At 31.0% G+C, this 14,160-nt stretch carries 13 protein-coding genes; all 13 read left to right on the plus strand.

All coding sequences use genetic code 11. The features are described from left to right. The first annotated feature begins 247 nt into the window (after positions 1-247). The 13 genes from ADH54_RS00115 (at position 248) to ADH54_RS00175 (ending at position 14,150) form a co-directional block, all read left to right on the plus strand. The gene (locus ADH54_RS00115; RefSeq protein ID WP_049523264.1) at positions 248-1,693 is read left to right on the plus strand and encodes an LCP family protein; all 1,446 of its coding nucleotides are present in this window, start codon (positions 248-250) and stop codon (positions 1,691-1,693) included. Between the two features lie 6 nt (positions 1,694-1,699). Next, positions 1,700-2,431 carry a capsular polysaccharide biosynthesis protein Cps4B gene (cps4B, locus tag ADH54_RS00120; RefSeq protein WP_049523265.1) on the plus strand — a complete coding sequence of 244 codons (732 nt, stop codon included), beginning with the start codon at positions 1,700-1,702 and terminating at the stop codon, positions 2,429-2,431. An 8-nt stretch (positions 2,432-2,439) separates the two neighbouring features. Continuing rightward, positions 2,440-3,132: a CspC family polysaccharide chain length determinant protein gene (locus ADH54_RS00125; protein ID WP_049523267.1), complete on the plus strand. Its 693-nt coding sequence runs from the start codon at positions 2,440-2,442 to the stop codon at positions 3,130-3,132. A 10-nt stretch (positions 3,133-3,142) separates the two neighbouring features. Next, positions 3,143-3,835 (plus strand): tyrosine-protein kinase, encoded by a 693-nt coding sequence (locus ADH54_RS00130; RefSeq protein WP_049523268.1) that lies wholly within the window; start codon positions 3,143-3,145, stop codon positions 3,833-3,835. Between the two features lie 10 nt (positions 3,836-3,845). Further along, positions 3,846-4,478 carry a sugar transferase gene (locus ADH54_RS00135; protein ID WP_049523270.1) on the plus strand — a complete coding sequence of 211 codons (633 nt, stop codon included), beginning with the start codon at positions 3,846-3,848 and terminating at the stop codon, positions 4,476-4,478. A gap of 1 nt (position 4,479) precedes the next feature. Then, the gene (locus ADH54_RS00140; RefSeq protein ID WP_049523272.1) at positions 4,480-5,271 is read left to right on the plus strand and encodes a DUF4422 domain-containing protein; all 792 of its coding nucleotides are present in this window, start codon (positions 4,480-4,482) and stop codon (positions 5,269-5,271) included. Positions 5,272-6,482: 1,211 nt separating this feature from the next. Further along, the gene (locus ADH54_RS00145) at positions 6,483-7,388 is read left to right on the plus strand and encodes a LicD family protein (RefSeq protein ID WP_049523274.1); all 906 of its coding nucleotides are present in this window, start codon (positions 6,483-6,485) and stop codon (positions 7,386-7,388) included. 38 nt (positions 7,389-7,426) lie between these two features. Next, positions 7,427-8,524 carry a glycosyltransferase family 4 protein gene (locus ADH54_RS00150; RefSeq protein WP_049523277.1) on the plus strand — a complete coding sequence of 366 codons (1,098 nt, stop codon included), beginning with the start codon at positions 7,427-7,429 and terminating at the stop codon, positions 8,522-8,524. Position 8,525: 1 nt separating this feature from the next. After that, positions 8,526-9,533, plus strand: a complete 1,008-nt coding sequence (locus ADH54_RS00155) for a glycosyltransferase family 2 protein (RefSeq protein WP_049523279.1) — start codon at positions 8,526-8,528, stop codon at positions 9,531-9,533. Further along, a complete protein-coding gene (locus ADH54_RS00160) occupies positions 9,523-10,485 on the plus strand; it encodes a glycosyltransferase family 2 protein (RefSeq protein ID WP_049523281.1) in 963 nt (320 codons plus the stop codon). Before ADH54_RS00155 ends, ADH54_RS00160 begins: the two co-directional genes overlap by 11 nt. Continuing rightward, on the plus strand, positions 10,485-11,762 hold the full coding sequence (locus ADH54_RS00165; protein WP_049523283.1) for a hypothetical protein: 1,278 nt from the start codon (positions 10,485-10,487) through the stop codon (positions 11,760-11,762). Before ADH54_RS00160 ends, ADH54_RS00165 begins: the two co-directional genes overlap by 1 nt. A gap of 29 nt (positions 11,763-11,791) precedes the next feature. Further along, a complete protein-coding gene (locus ADH54_RS00170; protein WP_049523285.1) occupies positions 11,792-12,733 on the plus strand; it encodes a beta-1,6-N-acetylglucosaminyltransferase in 942 nt (313 codons plus the stop codon). 1 nt (position 12,734) lies between these two features. Then, positions 12,735-14,150: a flippase gene (locus ADH54_RS00175; RefSeq protein WP_049523287.1), complete on the plus strand. Its 1,416-nt coding sequence runs from the start codon at positions 12,735-12,737 to the stop codon at positions 14,148-14,150. The last annotated feature ends 10 nt before the right edge of the window (positions 14,151-14,160 follow it).

The following is a 14,160-nucleotide window of genomic DNA, read 5'->3' on the forward strand; positions in this document are numbered from 1 at the left end:
GCTCAATGAAAATCAAAGATCAACTAGGAAGAGATACACAGAATTTCAAAGACTTGTTTTGAGATTGTCTCCAGTAACATATAACCATTATACGGTGGTGTTGGTATACTTTGAAGAGATTTTCGAAGAGTATAAGTGCTTTGATGTCCAAATAACCTATATCGAAGGATGTTTATAAACTGGCTAGATGTAGAACTTATCGTAAAAAGGTGATATAATAGTAACATTAAATGTATAGGTGTTAATCATGAATAGACGTTTTAAAAAATCACGTTCACAGAAAGTGAAGCGAAGTGTTAATATAGTTTTGTTGACTATTTATTTATTGTTGGCTGGTTTTTTATTGTTTTTAATCTTTAAGTACAATATACTTGCTTTCAGGCACGTTAATATAGTGGTCGCAGTTTTTGCCTTGATGGTTGCTGTGATTGCCGCATTATTAATAATCTATAAAAAAGCAGAAAAGTTCACGATTTTCTTTTTGACACTAGCTGTTTTAGTGAGTTCAGTTTCGTTATTTACTCTGCAGCAATTTGTAGGATTTACAAGTCATATTAATGCAACTTCAAATTATTCAGAGTATTCTCTCAGCGTCGTCGTTTTAAAAGATAGCGATATCAATAATGTTACCCAATTATCTAGTGTTATGGGGCCAACAGGTACGGATAATGAGAATATTCAAAAGCTAATCGCTGATATTAAGACTAGTCAAAATAAGGAATTAACAGTCGAAGAAAGTAGCTCCTATCTTGCGGCCTATAAGAGCTTGCTAGCCGGTGATACAAAAGCAATCATTCTAAACAGCGTCTTTGAAAATATTATCGAATCAGAATATCCTGACTATGCTTCAAAAATTAAGAAAATCTATACCAAAGAATTAACGAAGACGGTTGAAACTCCAAAAGATGTCAAAGGTAACAGTTTCAACGTTTATATCAGCGGAATCGATACTTACGGTCCAATCAGTTCAGTTTCTCGTTCGGATGTCAATATCATTATGACAGTTAATCGTGAAACTAAAAAGATTCTCTTGACAACAACACCTCGTGATTCCTATGTTCCAATTGCAGATGGAGGCAACAACCAAAAAGATAAGTTGACCCATGCAGGGATTTATGGAGTAGATGCTTCAATTCATACATTGGAAAATCTTTATGGTATTGATTTGAACTATTATGCTCGTTTGAATTTCACCTCTTTCTTGAAGTTGATTGATCTTCTCGGTGGAGTTGATGTTTATAATGATCAGGAATTTACTGCTCATACAAATGGGAAGCACTATCCAGTAGGGAATGTCCATCTTGATTCGGAGCAAGCTTTAGGATTTGTGCGTGAGCGTTATTCTTTGGCAGATGGAGACCGGGATCGTGGCCGTAACCAGCAGAAGGTCATTGTCGCTATTTTGCAAAAGTTAACCTCGACAGAAGCTTTGAAAAATTATGACAGTATTATAAAAGGGCTACAAGATTCGATTCAAACCAATATGCCACTTGAAACTATGATGAATTTGGTTAATGCCCAACTTGAGAGTGGTGGAACTTATAAGATCAATTCGCAAGATCTTAAAGGAACAGGGCGTATGGATTTGCCATCCTATGCCATGCCTGAGAGTAACCTCTACATGATGGAGATAAGTGATAGCAGTTTAGAGTCAGTCAAGGCTGCGATCAATAATGTGTTGGAAGGAAAATAAAACAAAATGATTGATATTCATTCGCATATTGTATTTGGTGTGGATGATGGTCCTAAAACGAAGCAAGAAAGCAAGGCGCTTCTGACAGAAGCCTATAGGCAAGGGGTAAGGACTATTGTTTCGACATCGCATAGACGAAAAGGGATGTTTGAAACTCCTGAGGAGACAATAGCAACAAATTTCCAAGAAGTCAAGGAGATAGCCAAGGAAGTGGCTCCAGATTTGACCATTCTCTATGGAGCAGAAATTTATTATACTAGTGATATTCTTGAGAAGCTAGAGGAGCAGGTGATCCCAAGCCTAAATGGAACGCGATACGCACTCATTGAGTTTAGCATGGCTACCCCTTATCGGGAAATCCATACTGCTTTAAGCAATATTCTCATGCTGGGTATAACGCCTGTTATTGCTCATATTGAACGCTACCATGAATTAGAGAATAATGAAAAGCGTGTGAAAGAATTGATTGATATGGGCTGTTATACACAAATCAACAGTTCAAGTGTTTTAAAACTAAAGTTGTTTGGGGATAACTACAAATTTATGAAGAAAAGAGCTAGGTATTTTCTTGAACGTGATTTGGTTCATTTTGTTGCTAGTGATATGCACAATTTGGATAAACGCCCCCCTTGTATGAAAGAAGCCTATGAACTTATCTCAAAACAATACGGTGAAAGAAGAGCGAGAGAATTATTTATTGAAAATCCTCGTTTAATCTTAGCTGATCAAATTATTTAGGAGTTGACATGAAAGAAAATAAAGAAATTACGATTGATGTTTTTCAATTGTTTAAAGTCCTTTGGAAGAAGAAAATCGCTATTATCCTAACTGCGATTGTGGCGGCTTTAGTTGCTTTTGGTGTAAGTAGTTTTGTACTGAAACCTGAGTATTCTAGTACGACACGTATTTATGTGGTCAATCGAAATCAATCGGAAAAAGCAGGGTTGACCAACCAGGATTTGCAGGCAGGTACCTATCTGGTAAAAGACTATAAGGAAATCATCCTCTCTCAAGATGTACTTGAGAAAGTCATTTCAAATCTTAAACTAGAGAAAACAGTTAAGGAATTAAGCAAGAAGATTCAGGTAACAGTACCTGTGGATACTCGTATCGTATCAATTACTGTAAAAAATGCACAACCAGAAGAAGCTAGCCGTATCGCAAATGCTCTTCGTGAAGTGGCTGCTGAAAAAATCATTTCTGTAACTCGTGTATCTGATGTGACAACATTGGAGGAAGCAAGGCCGTCCTTAAGTCCTTCATCACCTAATATTCGTCGTAATACCCTGCTAGCTTTTCTAGCGGGAGGTGCAGTGATGGTCGTTTCAGTCTTGTTACTTGAGTTGTTAGATGATCATGTTAAGCGACCAGAAGATGTGGAAGAAGTAATGCAGATTGCACTTCTAGGGATTGTTCCAGATTTGAATAAGTTAAAATAAGGGAGAAAATATGCCAACATTAGCAATAGCACAAAAACGTTTAGATTTTGCGAAAAAAGCAGAAGAGCATTACAATGCTTTGCGAACAAATATTCAATTGAGTGGTGATAATCTGAAAGTTCTTTCCATCTCGTCTGTCAAACCTGGTGAGGGGAAATCGACAACATCAATAAATATTGCTTGGGCCTTTGCGCGTGCGGGCTATAAAACTTTATTGGTGGATGCAGATATTCGTAATTCTGTCATGTCAGGAGTCTTTAAATCAAGAGAAAAAATTACTGGCCTAACAGATTTTCTGGCAGGTACTACTGACCTTTCTCATGGACTTTGTGATACCAATGTTGAAAATTTATTTGTTATTCAAGCAGGACCTGTATCCCCTAACCCAACAGCACTTTTACAGAGTGAAAACTTTGCCACTATGATTGATACCTTGCGTAAGTATTTTGACTATGTCATTGTCGATACGGCACCGATTGGAATGGTCATTGATGCTACCATCATTACGCAAAAATGTGATGCTTCTATCTTGGTAACGGCAGTTGGGGAGACAAAACGACGTGATGTCTTAAAGGCTAAAGAACAGTTAGAACAAACAGGAATTCCATGTTTAGGTGTAGTTCTAAATAAATTTAACACAGAAGTTGGAAAATATGGAGCTTATGGAGTCTATGGTTCCTATGGAGTTTATGGGAAGAAATAATTAATTAAAAATGTATTCGATTTTAAAAAATACTTTAGATAGATTTTTGGCGTTTTTCCTATTTATTACCTTGATAATCATACCGATTATTCCTATAACGATTCTGGCTATTTGGATAGAAGATCCAGGAGATGTTTTCTATTTACAAGATAGAGTTGGTTTAAATGGAAAAAAATTCAAAGTAATAAAGTTTCGGAGCATGTATAAAGATGCCGATCAGAGGATAAAGGAAAGTATTAATAGTGGTAAAACTGATCGTCTAAATTTTAAAGAACATTCTCAAAGTATGACTACAAAAGTCGGTAAAGTGATACGAAAACTTTCAATTGATGAATTACCTCAATTAGTGAATATTATAAAAGGTGATATGGCTATAGTGGGACCCCGTCCATTACAAGAGTTTGAGATAACTCATCATATTCTTACCCATAAAGAAATGGGTATTGCTTTAAAGACGTCTAAAAGATTGTCTGTGAAACCTGGTTTGCTTTGTTATTGGCAAGTTACGCCAAATAAAAATGACATGCCTTTTGCTGACAGAATGGATCTCGATTTATTATATATTGATAATGTATCTTTCAAGACTGATTTCTTGCTTATTTTGAAGGGATTTTATACAGTTTTAATGGGTAATAATAGTTAACATGAAGAATATAAAAATATTAGTAGCGACACATAAAAAATATAAAATGCCCAGTGATACAAATATGTATCTACCAATTCATGTAGGATGTGAAGGGAAGAAAAATTTAGGATTTCAAGGTGACAATTCAGGAGAAAATATTTCTGATTTAAACCCTTATTATTGCGAATTAACTGGCTTGTTTTGGGCATGGAAAAATTTAGAGTGCGACTATTTAGGTTTGGTACACTATCGTCGTTATTTTACTAAAATAACTAAAGGGTACAATGAATCAATAAATATTGATGATGTAATTTTAAATAGGTTTGAAGTGGAGAAATTGTTAGAGAACTCAGAAGTCATCGTTCCTAAAAAAAGAAAGTACTATATAGAAACCCTCTATTCTCACTATGCTCATACCTTGGATGCTAGCCACTTAGACCTAGCTAGAAAAATGATTGAACAGAAAAATCCTGAATATCTAGCAAGTTTTGATAAGGTAATGAAGCAGAGAAGTGGCTATATGTTCAATATGTTTATTATGAAAAAAGAACTAGCCGATGATTATTTCACTTGGCTATTTCCAATTTTAGATAGTATGTATGAATGTATGGATTTATCAGATTTAACTCCTTTTGAAGCCCGTCTCTTTGGAAGAGTAAGTGAGTTGTTATTTAATGTATGGTTAGATAAAAACAATCTAAATATTAAGGAAGTTCCTTTTATGTACATGGAAAATATTGACTTGTTTAAAAAAGGGAAGTCATTTTTAATGGCGAAATTTTTTGGAAAGAAATATGGACAGAGTTTTTAAATTATGATTTTATTATTACTTACTTTTTTAATTTTTTAGTTTTCCCAGTTTTATGGATTTCTATAATAGCTTTGCGTTATATCCCTCATCCATTAGATGATGGAGCATTTCATTTTAGAGCAACACAAGTACTAACTAATTTTGATAGCATTATTTCAATGTTTCAAGCTTTTGAATCAGGATTTAGAGTTGGTAGATATGATTATGGTTCTGTTCCGGTATTTACTTCATTGATGTATTTGGTCAGAAATACTCATCATTATAGTTTGCTTAGTTTTATTTCAGCGTTTGTGATATATTTTAGCTTTGGTTATGTTGTTGATTTGTTTAAGTCCTATAAAAACTACTCTAACTTAACCTATATTCTGATTCTAATTACTTAAATAACTATAGATACACCACTAGTGGCATGAGATTTTGTATGACAATTTCTCTGATAATGTTAATTATGTATTTGGAGTCGAAATATAATTATACAAAGTATTGGGTGATGCTATGGTACTTAGTTCCAATAAGTATTCATTCGGCTGTTGTTTATTGTGCTGCTCTGAGATTCATTTTTTCTACCTAAAAAAGATTACGGTAGGTAAAAGTTTACTTGTTTTATTAGGCTTTCCAATTATAATAAAATTAGCACCAAAGTTTTCATAGTGGACGGGTATTAGTTTCCTTCAATCTTTTATTAGAAAAATTGATATTTACTCTGATAACGCATCGTATTCAGAGCTCTTTAATACTACTCTAACAATGAGGTTGTATATTGGTGTGGTTCTAATGGTTTTATTTTTAATTCAATATTTTATTTTGAGTAGAACTATTAAAGGGATTGATGATTGGAAATTATCTTTTGTCAAGATGACTTATTATGTAACATTATTATCAATGGAATCTGTACCGTTTAGAAATATATATGATAGGAATCTTTTTTACTCTTGCAAATGATTGTAATTTCTTCATTTATATTGTTTAAGTATCGAGCACAGTTGATAATCTTATCAAATCGTAGTATTACTTATGGATTAGAGATTAGTATTGTTGTAATAGTATTTATTACAGTTTTTTTCTATAATAAGAATTTTCCTTTTGAAGTTATTGACTGTTATTGACTATAGTAAAACGGATATCCTATTAAAGAACATTTATCAGTTCTTTTCAGATTTACCAGTTACATAGTTATATTTTTTACTATTTATTATTATTTGGAGGATTGTATGGGATTATCTACGGTGACATTGTTTAAAAATTTAAAATTTTCAGACAGTAAATTTATTAAATTAGAGGGAGAGATATTACTTAAATATCAAGAGTATTTGATAAAAATCATGGAGGATATTGTAACAGTTTGTGAAGAAGAAGGACTGTATTATTCTCTTTCTGGAGGGAGTGCTTTAGGAGCATATCGACACAAAGGGTTTATTCCGTGGGATGATGATATGGATATATTTATGTTAGGAAGTGAGCGGGAGATCTTTTTTCAAAAATTCAACCAGAAATTTTCTGATAAATATTGGATACATAATTCACATACGCCAAACTATGGTATGCCAATTGGTCGTATAAGACAAAAAGGAACCGTTTTTCGTGGTCGAGAGGATGTCGGAGTTGAGGAATGTGGATTTTTTATTGATATCTTTTGGTTGGAAAATGTCCCTAATTCGAAAATTTTGAGACAAATTCACGGTTTTCTATGTATGGGAATTGGATTGTTACTATCGTGTAGAAATTTTTATAAAAACCGTGAGTTGATGTTGGAGATTATGAAGAAACAAAAAGAAGTGAGGCTTGTTTTTGGAATAAAACTTGTTTTAGGTTTTCTAACTAGTTTTATATCATTGAAACAATTTACACGACTTACGGAACGTATCTATTCATTGTGCAAGAATAATGAATCAAAATACCTTAGTGTTCCTTCAGGAAGGAAGCACTATTTTGGTGAAATGTTTTTAAGAGATGATATGCAGTTAACTAGAAAATTAAATTTTCAAGGACATGAGTGGAATGTTCCAAATAATGTTGAGAACTATTTAACTGTAATGTATGGTGATTATATGAAAATACCCGCAGTTGAAGATAGGGAATCACATATCATTTTAGAAATTTCCTTCCCTAGTGAGTAAATAGTGCTTTTATTTTCAATATGAAAGGAATTAACTTAATGAAAAAGATAGCAATCGTTAGATACAATCTAAGTAAAATTGGTGGAGCTGAAAAAGTAGCTATTAATATGGCTAATGAATTGTCACAATACTATGATGTAAAACTGTTATCAATTTTATTAGATGAAGACGAATTTATAAATTATGATATTGAACCAAAAGTAACATTAGTAAATTTTCACAAGGGTAATCTCAGAATCAGAACTGCTACCTTAAAATTAACAGGTAAACTAAGGGACTATATTAAAAGAGAAAAAATTGAGGTAATTTTCTCTATAAGTCCGTTAACAAATGCTATGGTTAGGTTAGCTACTCTAGGTTTAAATGTAAAAATAGTTTTTTGTGATCATCATAGCTTAGAATTTCGTGATTTTAAAAGTAGGGAAGTGCAGAGATTTGTTGGAGCTAAATTTTTTGATAAAGTTGTCACTTTGACAGAAGAAGATAGAATAAAATATTCAAATAAATATAATATACCTATAGATAGAGTGAATTTTGTTTATAATTGGGTAGATGAAGTAAAATCAAGCGATATTGAATATGATAAACTTGCGAAAAAAATAGTTACAGTTGGTAGATTTCATAGCCAAAAAGGTTATGATTATCTCGCTGAAGTAGCTATAAAGGTATTATCCAAACATCCAGAGTGGCAGTGGGATATCTATGGATCAGGAGATAAGATTATTGAAAATGCCCTGAATAGGAAACTGGTAGAAGGTGGTGTGTTGTCGCAGGTAAATTTTAAAGGTAATGTAAAGGGAACTGAAAATATTTATCCTAATCACAGTATCTATGTCATGACGTCTCGCTATGAAGGTTTACCCTTGGTATTGCTAGAAGCTCAGCAATACAATCTTCCTATTGTTAGTTTTAGTTGTCCGACGGGACCTAATGAGATTGTTGAAGATGGGGTCAATGGTTATCTAATAGATTGTTATGATACCGATAAGATGAGTGAGAGACTACTTGAATTGATGAAAGATTCGAACTTGCGAAGTTCCTTCGCTAAACATGCCAAGGATAATATGGATAAATTTGATAAAAATAAAATAATTCAACAGTGGATTGAATTGATAGAAAAAATAACAGGAGAATGAAATGTACGATAAATTAGTAACAATCATAGTACCAATGTATAATATTGAACAATATATTACTAAGTGTATAGAATCATTTAAACAAGTAGATAAAAAATATTATGCGGATTTTGAAGTGATTGTTGTTAATGACGGTAGTACGGATAACTCACTTCAAGTTGTCGAAGATTTAATTACTAATAGTAGTTACCTAAATATTAGAGTTGTTAATAAAGAAAATGGTGGACATGGGTCAACGATTAATGTTGGTATAAAAGAATCTAAAGGAAAATTTTTTAAAGTTATCGATGGGGATGATTGGATTGATGTGCCAAGTTTTGAAAAATTATTAGAAGAACTTAAAGGTATTGATGTAGATATGGTTATTACAAATTATACTGAACAACATATCTATAATCAGACTGAAAAAGAGATTGGCTTTTCTGAGATATTAGATTGTAATAAAATATATGAGGGAATACCTTTCAAACGGATTCCCATGCATGCTCTGACATACAAAACATCTATATTGAAAGAATCTAGAATTAATATAAGTGAAAAGACCTTTTATGTAGATATGGAATATACTTTGTTACCTTTGCAATATGTAAAAAGTTATGTTTATATTGATTTAAATGTTTACCAGTATTTCTTAGGTAGAAAAGATCAGAGTATGAATTTAAATGTGATGAAACAAAAAGCAGATCATCACAATAGAGTAACAAAAAAAATTCTCGATTATTATGAAGTAATTCGATTTGATAAGAACTTAGAACCAGTAGTCAGAGACGTATTGACATACTTAATCAACAAGCAATGTCAGTTGTTTATAATGAATAAGAATATCGAGGAAGCGAGCCGATTATTTAGTTACGCTCATAAATGTCATTATAGATGGAAATATGATCATTCGAAAAAAATAGTCTCATTAATTTATATAAATTCTAGATTTAAAAATATATTTAATCTCATCTTAAAACCGTTAATAAATAAGCAACAAAAAGAATGGAGCGAGATGGATGAATATTAGTGTAGTTATTCCTGTATATAATGTTGAGGATTACCTTCATTATGCTATAGACAGTTTAGTAAATCAAACTCATAAAAATTTTGAGGTTTTACTAATCAATGATGGTTCTACTGATAATTCAGGAAAATTATGTGATAAATATGCTCAAGAATATGATTGGATTAGGGTATTTCATAAAGAGAATGGTGGCTTATCAGATGCGCGTAATTATGGTGTATTAAAAGCAACTAATGAGTGGATATTCTTTTTGGATCCGGATGATTATATAGAGCACTTTACATTTGAATTATTGAGTCTAATTCAAGAGAAATATCAAGCTGATTTGATTTCAACAAAAGTTCAAACTACAAATGAATATGAAAAATTTAGCAAGGAACAATTTAATTTAGAATCTAGTAAAATAGTTACAAAAGAAGAAGCACTAGAATTAATGTTGGAAGATAAAGTTGCTACGGTATCTGCATGTGCAAAACTTTATAAAAAACACATTTTAGAAATGAGACCATTTCCTGTGGGAAAAATCTACGAAGACTTTTTTGTTGTAGCTGAACATTTAAGATTAGCTGAACAAATAGTTATTTCACCTGTTATTACGTATCATTACTATCGTCGTCCTGGTAGTATCGTTCAATCTCAGTTTACAGATAAGCGATTTGATTTTTTTGATGCAGGTGAGAATAATAGAATTCAAATAAAACAATTTTATAATGGTAATAGTGTAGAAAAGGCGTTAAATTTAAAAATTGTTCAAGGTTCTTTTCCTATATCTGAAGCAGCAGCTTCTACGGACACAAAAGCTTTAAGAAATATTGTTAAAAAAATAAGTTCATTATACTGGAGTATAATCTTTAATTCTAAAGTTTCTATAAAATTTAAATTTAAATATAATTGGTTTTTACTTACTCCCAATTTATACTGCCGTATAAAAAAATTGTTAAAAAGGAGTATATAATGTTTTTAGTTTTTTTACTGTTTTTTGGTGTATTTCTATTATTTCCAATTATAACTACACCATTCTTATTAATTCCAATAGTTTATAGATTTAGATATAGCAGATATTATTTAATGTTATTTGTTATAGGTATTTCCTTAATTGCGCTAAGGTATATTCCGTATTTTACTGATGATGGAGCCTATCATTATAAAGCAGCTTATTTATTTCAGTTTTATGATAATGTTTTTGATTGGTTTGGGAACTTGATGTCTAAAAATATTCCGACGGAAGAGTATGGTTATTATAATTATCCCTTATTTGCCTTATTGCTATATATATTCAGTAAGACAGGTACCTATTCACTAGTTAGTTTTACAGTCATTCTGATTGTTTATTTCTTATATACTAAAATAATATATGAAATCTATCAGAAATATAATATCTCAAAATTTTTATTTTTATTAGCTTTATTAACAATGGTTGCAATCGTAAATGTTCGTTTTACAACTAGTGGTATGAGGTATCATTTAGCAGGGGCCATTATTGTTTTCTTATTCTATAAAGAAATAAAGAATGGATTTAAACTAAATAAAACTTTATTTTATTATCTTATTCCAATATTAATCCATTCTAGTGCAGTAATATTTGTAGCGACTAGATTAATATTTCCATGGTTTAAAGATGCGAGTTTTTTTAAGAAAATAATTATTCTATTTTCTTTACCAATTTTTACGCTCTTATCTCCATTGTTGCAAACTCTCAATGTTGAATATTTATCATTTTTATTAGAGAAGTTTAATGCTTATCAAAAAACAGAAATATTTATAAAATTATATAGTACATCTGATTTAATAAATGTATATTTAGGTGTTCTTATTTCTTTATTATATATTTTTTTATACCATACAACATTTCGTTTTCAGAAGAATCTTAATATGAAACTTTTTTTATCTTTTGTTTTGTACATTTGTTTATTAACTTTATCAGTACTTCCATTTTTAACAATATTAGATCGTTTTGTTTGGTTTGTTTATCCTTTAGTTGCCATTTCGATGATTTTACATATTGGCTACAATAAAACCCATATTGAAAGAGTACAATACATTAGAAATAATTATTTACCATTTTTCATTGTATTAACCCTATGCTTTATTGGTGGAGTTATCGGAAATAGGAGATTTTTAGATTTTTTAAGATTGGTAGATTTCAATACAATGGAGATACTCACTAAAAATGTATTTGATTATTTTTCTGATTTGCACCATTTCTCTTTGAGTGAAGTTTTAAGACGATAAATATATTTTATAAACATAATAGGAGTTTTATGAAGCAAGCATATTTAATTATTGCACATAACAAAGTGGAGCAATTAAAATTTTTACTTTCATTATTAGATTATGAAAAACATGATATTTTTATTTTATTTGATAAAAAAGCAAAGATTACTGAAAAACAAAAAAATGATTTAAGACAAATAGTAACGAAATCAAGCCTATTTTTCACAAAGGAAATCCCAATTTATTGGGGAGATTATTCTTTAGTAGAAGCAGAGATGGAACTCTTTGAAACCGCAAATAAACAAGAACAGTATAGTATGTATCATTTGTTATCAGGTGTAGATTTACCATTAGATACTGCCGAAAATATTTATAATTTCTTTGATAACAGAAAAGAATACAACTTTTTAACAATGGTTTCAGATGAATTGTATATTCGAAACAAAGTCTATGAGCGTGTAGCGTTTAAAACAATGTTTCCTCGTTTAACAGTAAGAACTGTAAATAATAATTTTTTACGGTCGGTTTTAAAAATTTATAGAAAGTTTGAAGTTGAACTGCAAAGAATAGTTAAAGTTGATTGTTTTAAAAAGTTTAATTTAGAATTAAAATATGCTTCTAATTGGTGTTCTCTTAATAAGAAAGCGGTAGATATACTACTAGAAGAAAAGAAATTGATTGCCAGCATTTTTAAGAATACCAAAGTAAATGACGAATTATTTATTCCTACAATTTTACAGAAAGATCAGTTATTGAATACAGTGTATTCGATAGAACCTACAAATGATAAGCCTACTGATTTTCAAGGTAACGTACGCTATATTAATTGGTGGGATGGAAGTCCATATATTTGGACAGATTCTTCTGATGATATTGAACAATTGAAGCGTGGTAAAGCTTTAGGTCACAAGTTTTCTAGAAAATTTGATTTAGAGAGATATCCGAATCTAAAAGAAGAAATTCTAACAATCATAAATAGGACAGATTGATATGAAAGTACTAAAAAATTACGCTTATAACCTCTCTTATCAATTATTACTCATTATACTTCCCATCATTACAACACCTTATGTGACACGTGTGTTTTCTGCAAAGGATCTAGGAACATATGGATACTTTAATTCTATTGTTACCTATTTTATTTTGTTAGCTACTTTGGGGGTTGCTAGCTATGGAACTAAAGAGATTTCGAGTAATAGAAAAAATATCCCGAAGAATTTCTGGGGGATATATACTCTTCAATTTGGTGCAACATTATTATCAATTCTCTTATACACTTTATTATGTTTAGGAATTGACATAATGAGAAATCCTGTTGCATATATTTTAGGAATGAGTTTGATTTCTAAAGGATTAGATATATCCTGGCTTTTTCAGGGGTTGGAAGATTTTCGTAAGATTACAGTCAGAAACATATTAGTGAAGCTCGTTGGTGTAATTTCAATATTTTTATTGATAAAATCAGCGAATGATCTTTATCTTTATGTCTTTCTCTTAACGATATTTGAGTTATTGGGACAATTAAGTATGTGGTTACCTGCTCGAAAGTTTATTGGAAAACCACATTTTGATATAGATTATACTAAATATCATTTAAAGCCAATTCTTTTATTATTTCTCCCTCAAATTGCTATATCACTATATGTAACTTTAGACCGTACGATGTTAGGAATGATATCATCTACAAATGATGTCGGGATCTATGATCAAGCATTAAAATTGATCAATATTTTATTAACTGTAGTAACTTCGTTAGGAAGTGTCATGTTGCCGAGAGTATCTAATCTCTTGGCGACAGGAAATCATAAGGCAGTTAATAAAATGCATGAGATGTCATTTCTGATCTATAATTTGATTATTTTTCCTATTATGGCAGGAATGCTGATTGTAAATGATGATTTTGTTAACTTTTTCCTCGGGAAAGATTTTCAAGACGCACGTTATGCGATAGCAATTATGATTTTTAGAATGTTCTTTATTGGTTGGACCAATATTATGGGATTTCAAATGCTAATCGTACATAATAAGAATAAAGAATATATGATCTCAACAACTGTGCCTGCAATTCTTAGTGTTGCCTTGAATTTGTTATTTCTTCCTAAACTCGGATATATAGGAGCGGCAATTGTATCTGTTTTAACAGAGGCGGTAGTTTGGGGGATACAGTTATTCTATACTCGTTCTTATTTGAGAGAAGTTCCTATTCTAGGTTCATTGTTTAAAATTATAGTTTCATCGGGATTTATGTATGTCATTTTATTATTTGTAAAACATCTCCTGAACGTATCACCTATGATAAATGTAGGGATTTATGCTGTTCTGGGAGCAATGATTTATGCTAGTATGATTTTGATTTTTAAAGTAATAAATCTAAGTGAGTTAAAGCAACAACTATTAAAAAAATAAAGGAGCTTAA

The sequence above is a fragment of the Streptococcus pseudopneumoniae genome (genome assembly GCF_001072315.1).
GTDB lineage: Bacteria > Bacillota > Bacilli > Lactobacillales > Streptococcaceae > Streptococcus > Streptococcus pseudopneumoniae_R.

Coding starts and splice junctions, on each gene's coding strand:
- ADH54_RS00145 (WP_049523274.1), top strand. CDS start 6,483: ATGGGATTATCTACGGTGACATTGTTTAAAAATTTAAAATTTTCAGAC.
- ADH54_RS00155 (WP_049523279.1), top strand. CDS start 8,526: ATGTACGATAAATTAGTAACAATCATAGTACCAATGTATAATATTGAA.
- ADH54_RS00115 (WP_049523264.1), top strand. CDS start 248: ATGAATAGACGTTTTAAAAAATCACGTTCACAGAAAGTGAAGCGAAGT.
- ADH54_RS00130 (WP_049523268.1), top strand. CDS start 3,143: ATGCCAACATTAGCAATAGCACAAAAACGTTTAGATTTTGCGAAAAAA.
- ADH54_RS00125 (WP_049523267.1), top strand. CDS start 2,440: ATGAAAGAAAATAAAGAAATTACGATTGATGTTTTTCAATTGTTTAAA.
- ADH54_RS00165 (WP_049523283.1), top strand. CDS start 10,485: ATGTTTTTAGTTTTTTTACTGTTTTTTGGTGTATTTCTATTATTTCCA.
- ADH54_RS00140 (WP_049523272.1), top strand. CDS start 4,480: ATGAAGAATATAAAAATATTAGTAGCGACACATAAAAAATATAAAATG.
- ADH54_RS00175 (WP_049523287.1), top strand. CDS start 12,735: ATGAAAGTACTAAAAAATTACGCTTATAACCTCTCTTATCAATTATTA.
- cps4B (WP_049523265.1), top strand. CDS start 1,700: ATGATTGATATTCATTCGCATATTGTATTTGGTGTGGATGATGGTCCT.
- ADH54_RS00135 (WP_049523270.1), top strand. CDS start 3,846: ATGTATTCGATTTTAAAAAATACTTTAGATAGATTTTTGGCGTTTTTC.
- ADH54_RS00150 (WP_049523277.1), top strand. CDS start 7,427: ATGAAAAAGATAGCAATCGTTAGATACAATCTAAGTAAAATTGGTGGA.
- ADH54_RS00170 (WP_049523285.1), top strand. CDS start 11,792: ATGAAGCAAGCATATTTAATTATTGCACATAACAAAGTGGAGCAATTA.
- ADH54_RS00160 (WP_049523281.1), top strand. CDS start 9,523: ATGAATATTAGTGTAGTTATTCCTGTATATAATGTTGAGGATTACCTT.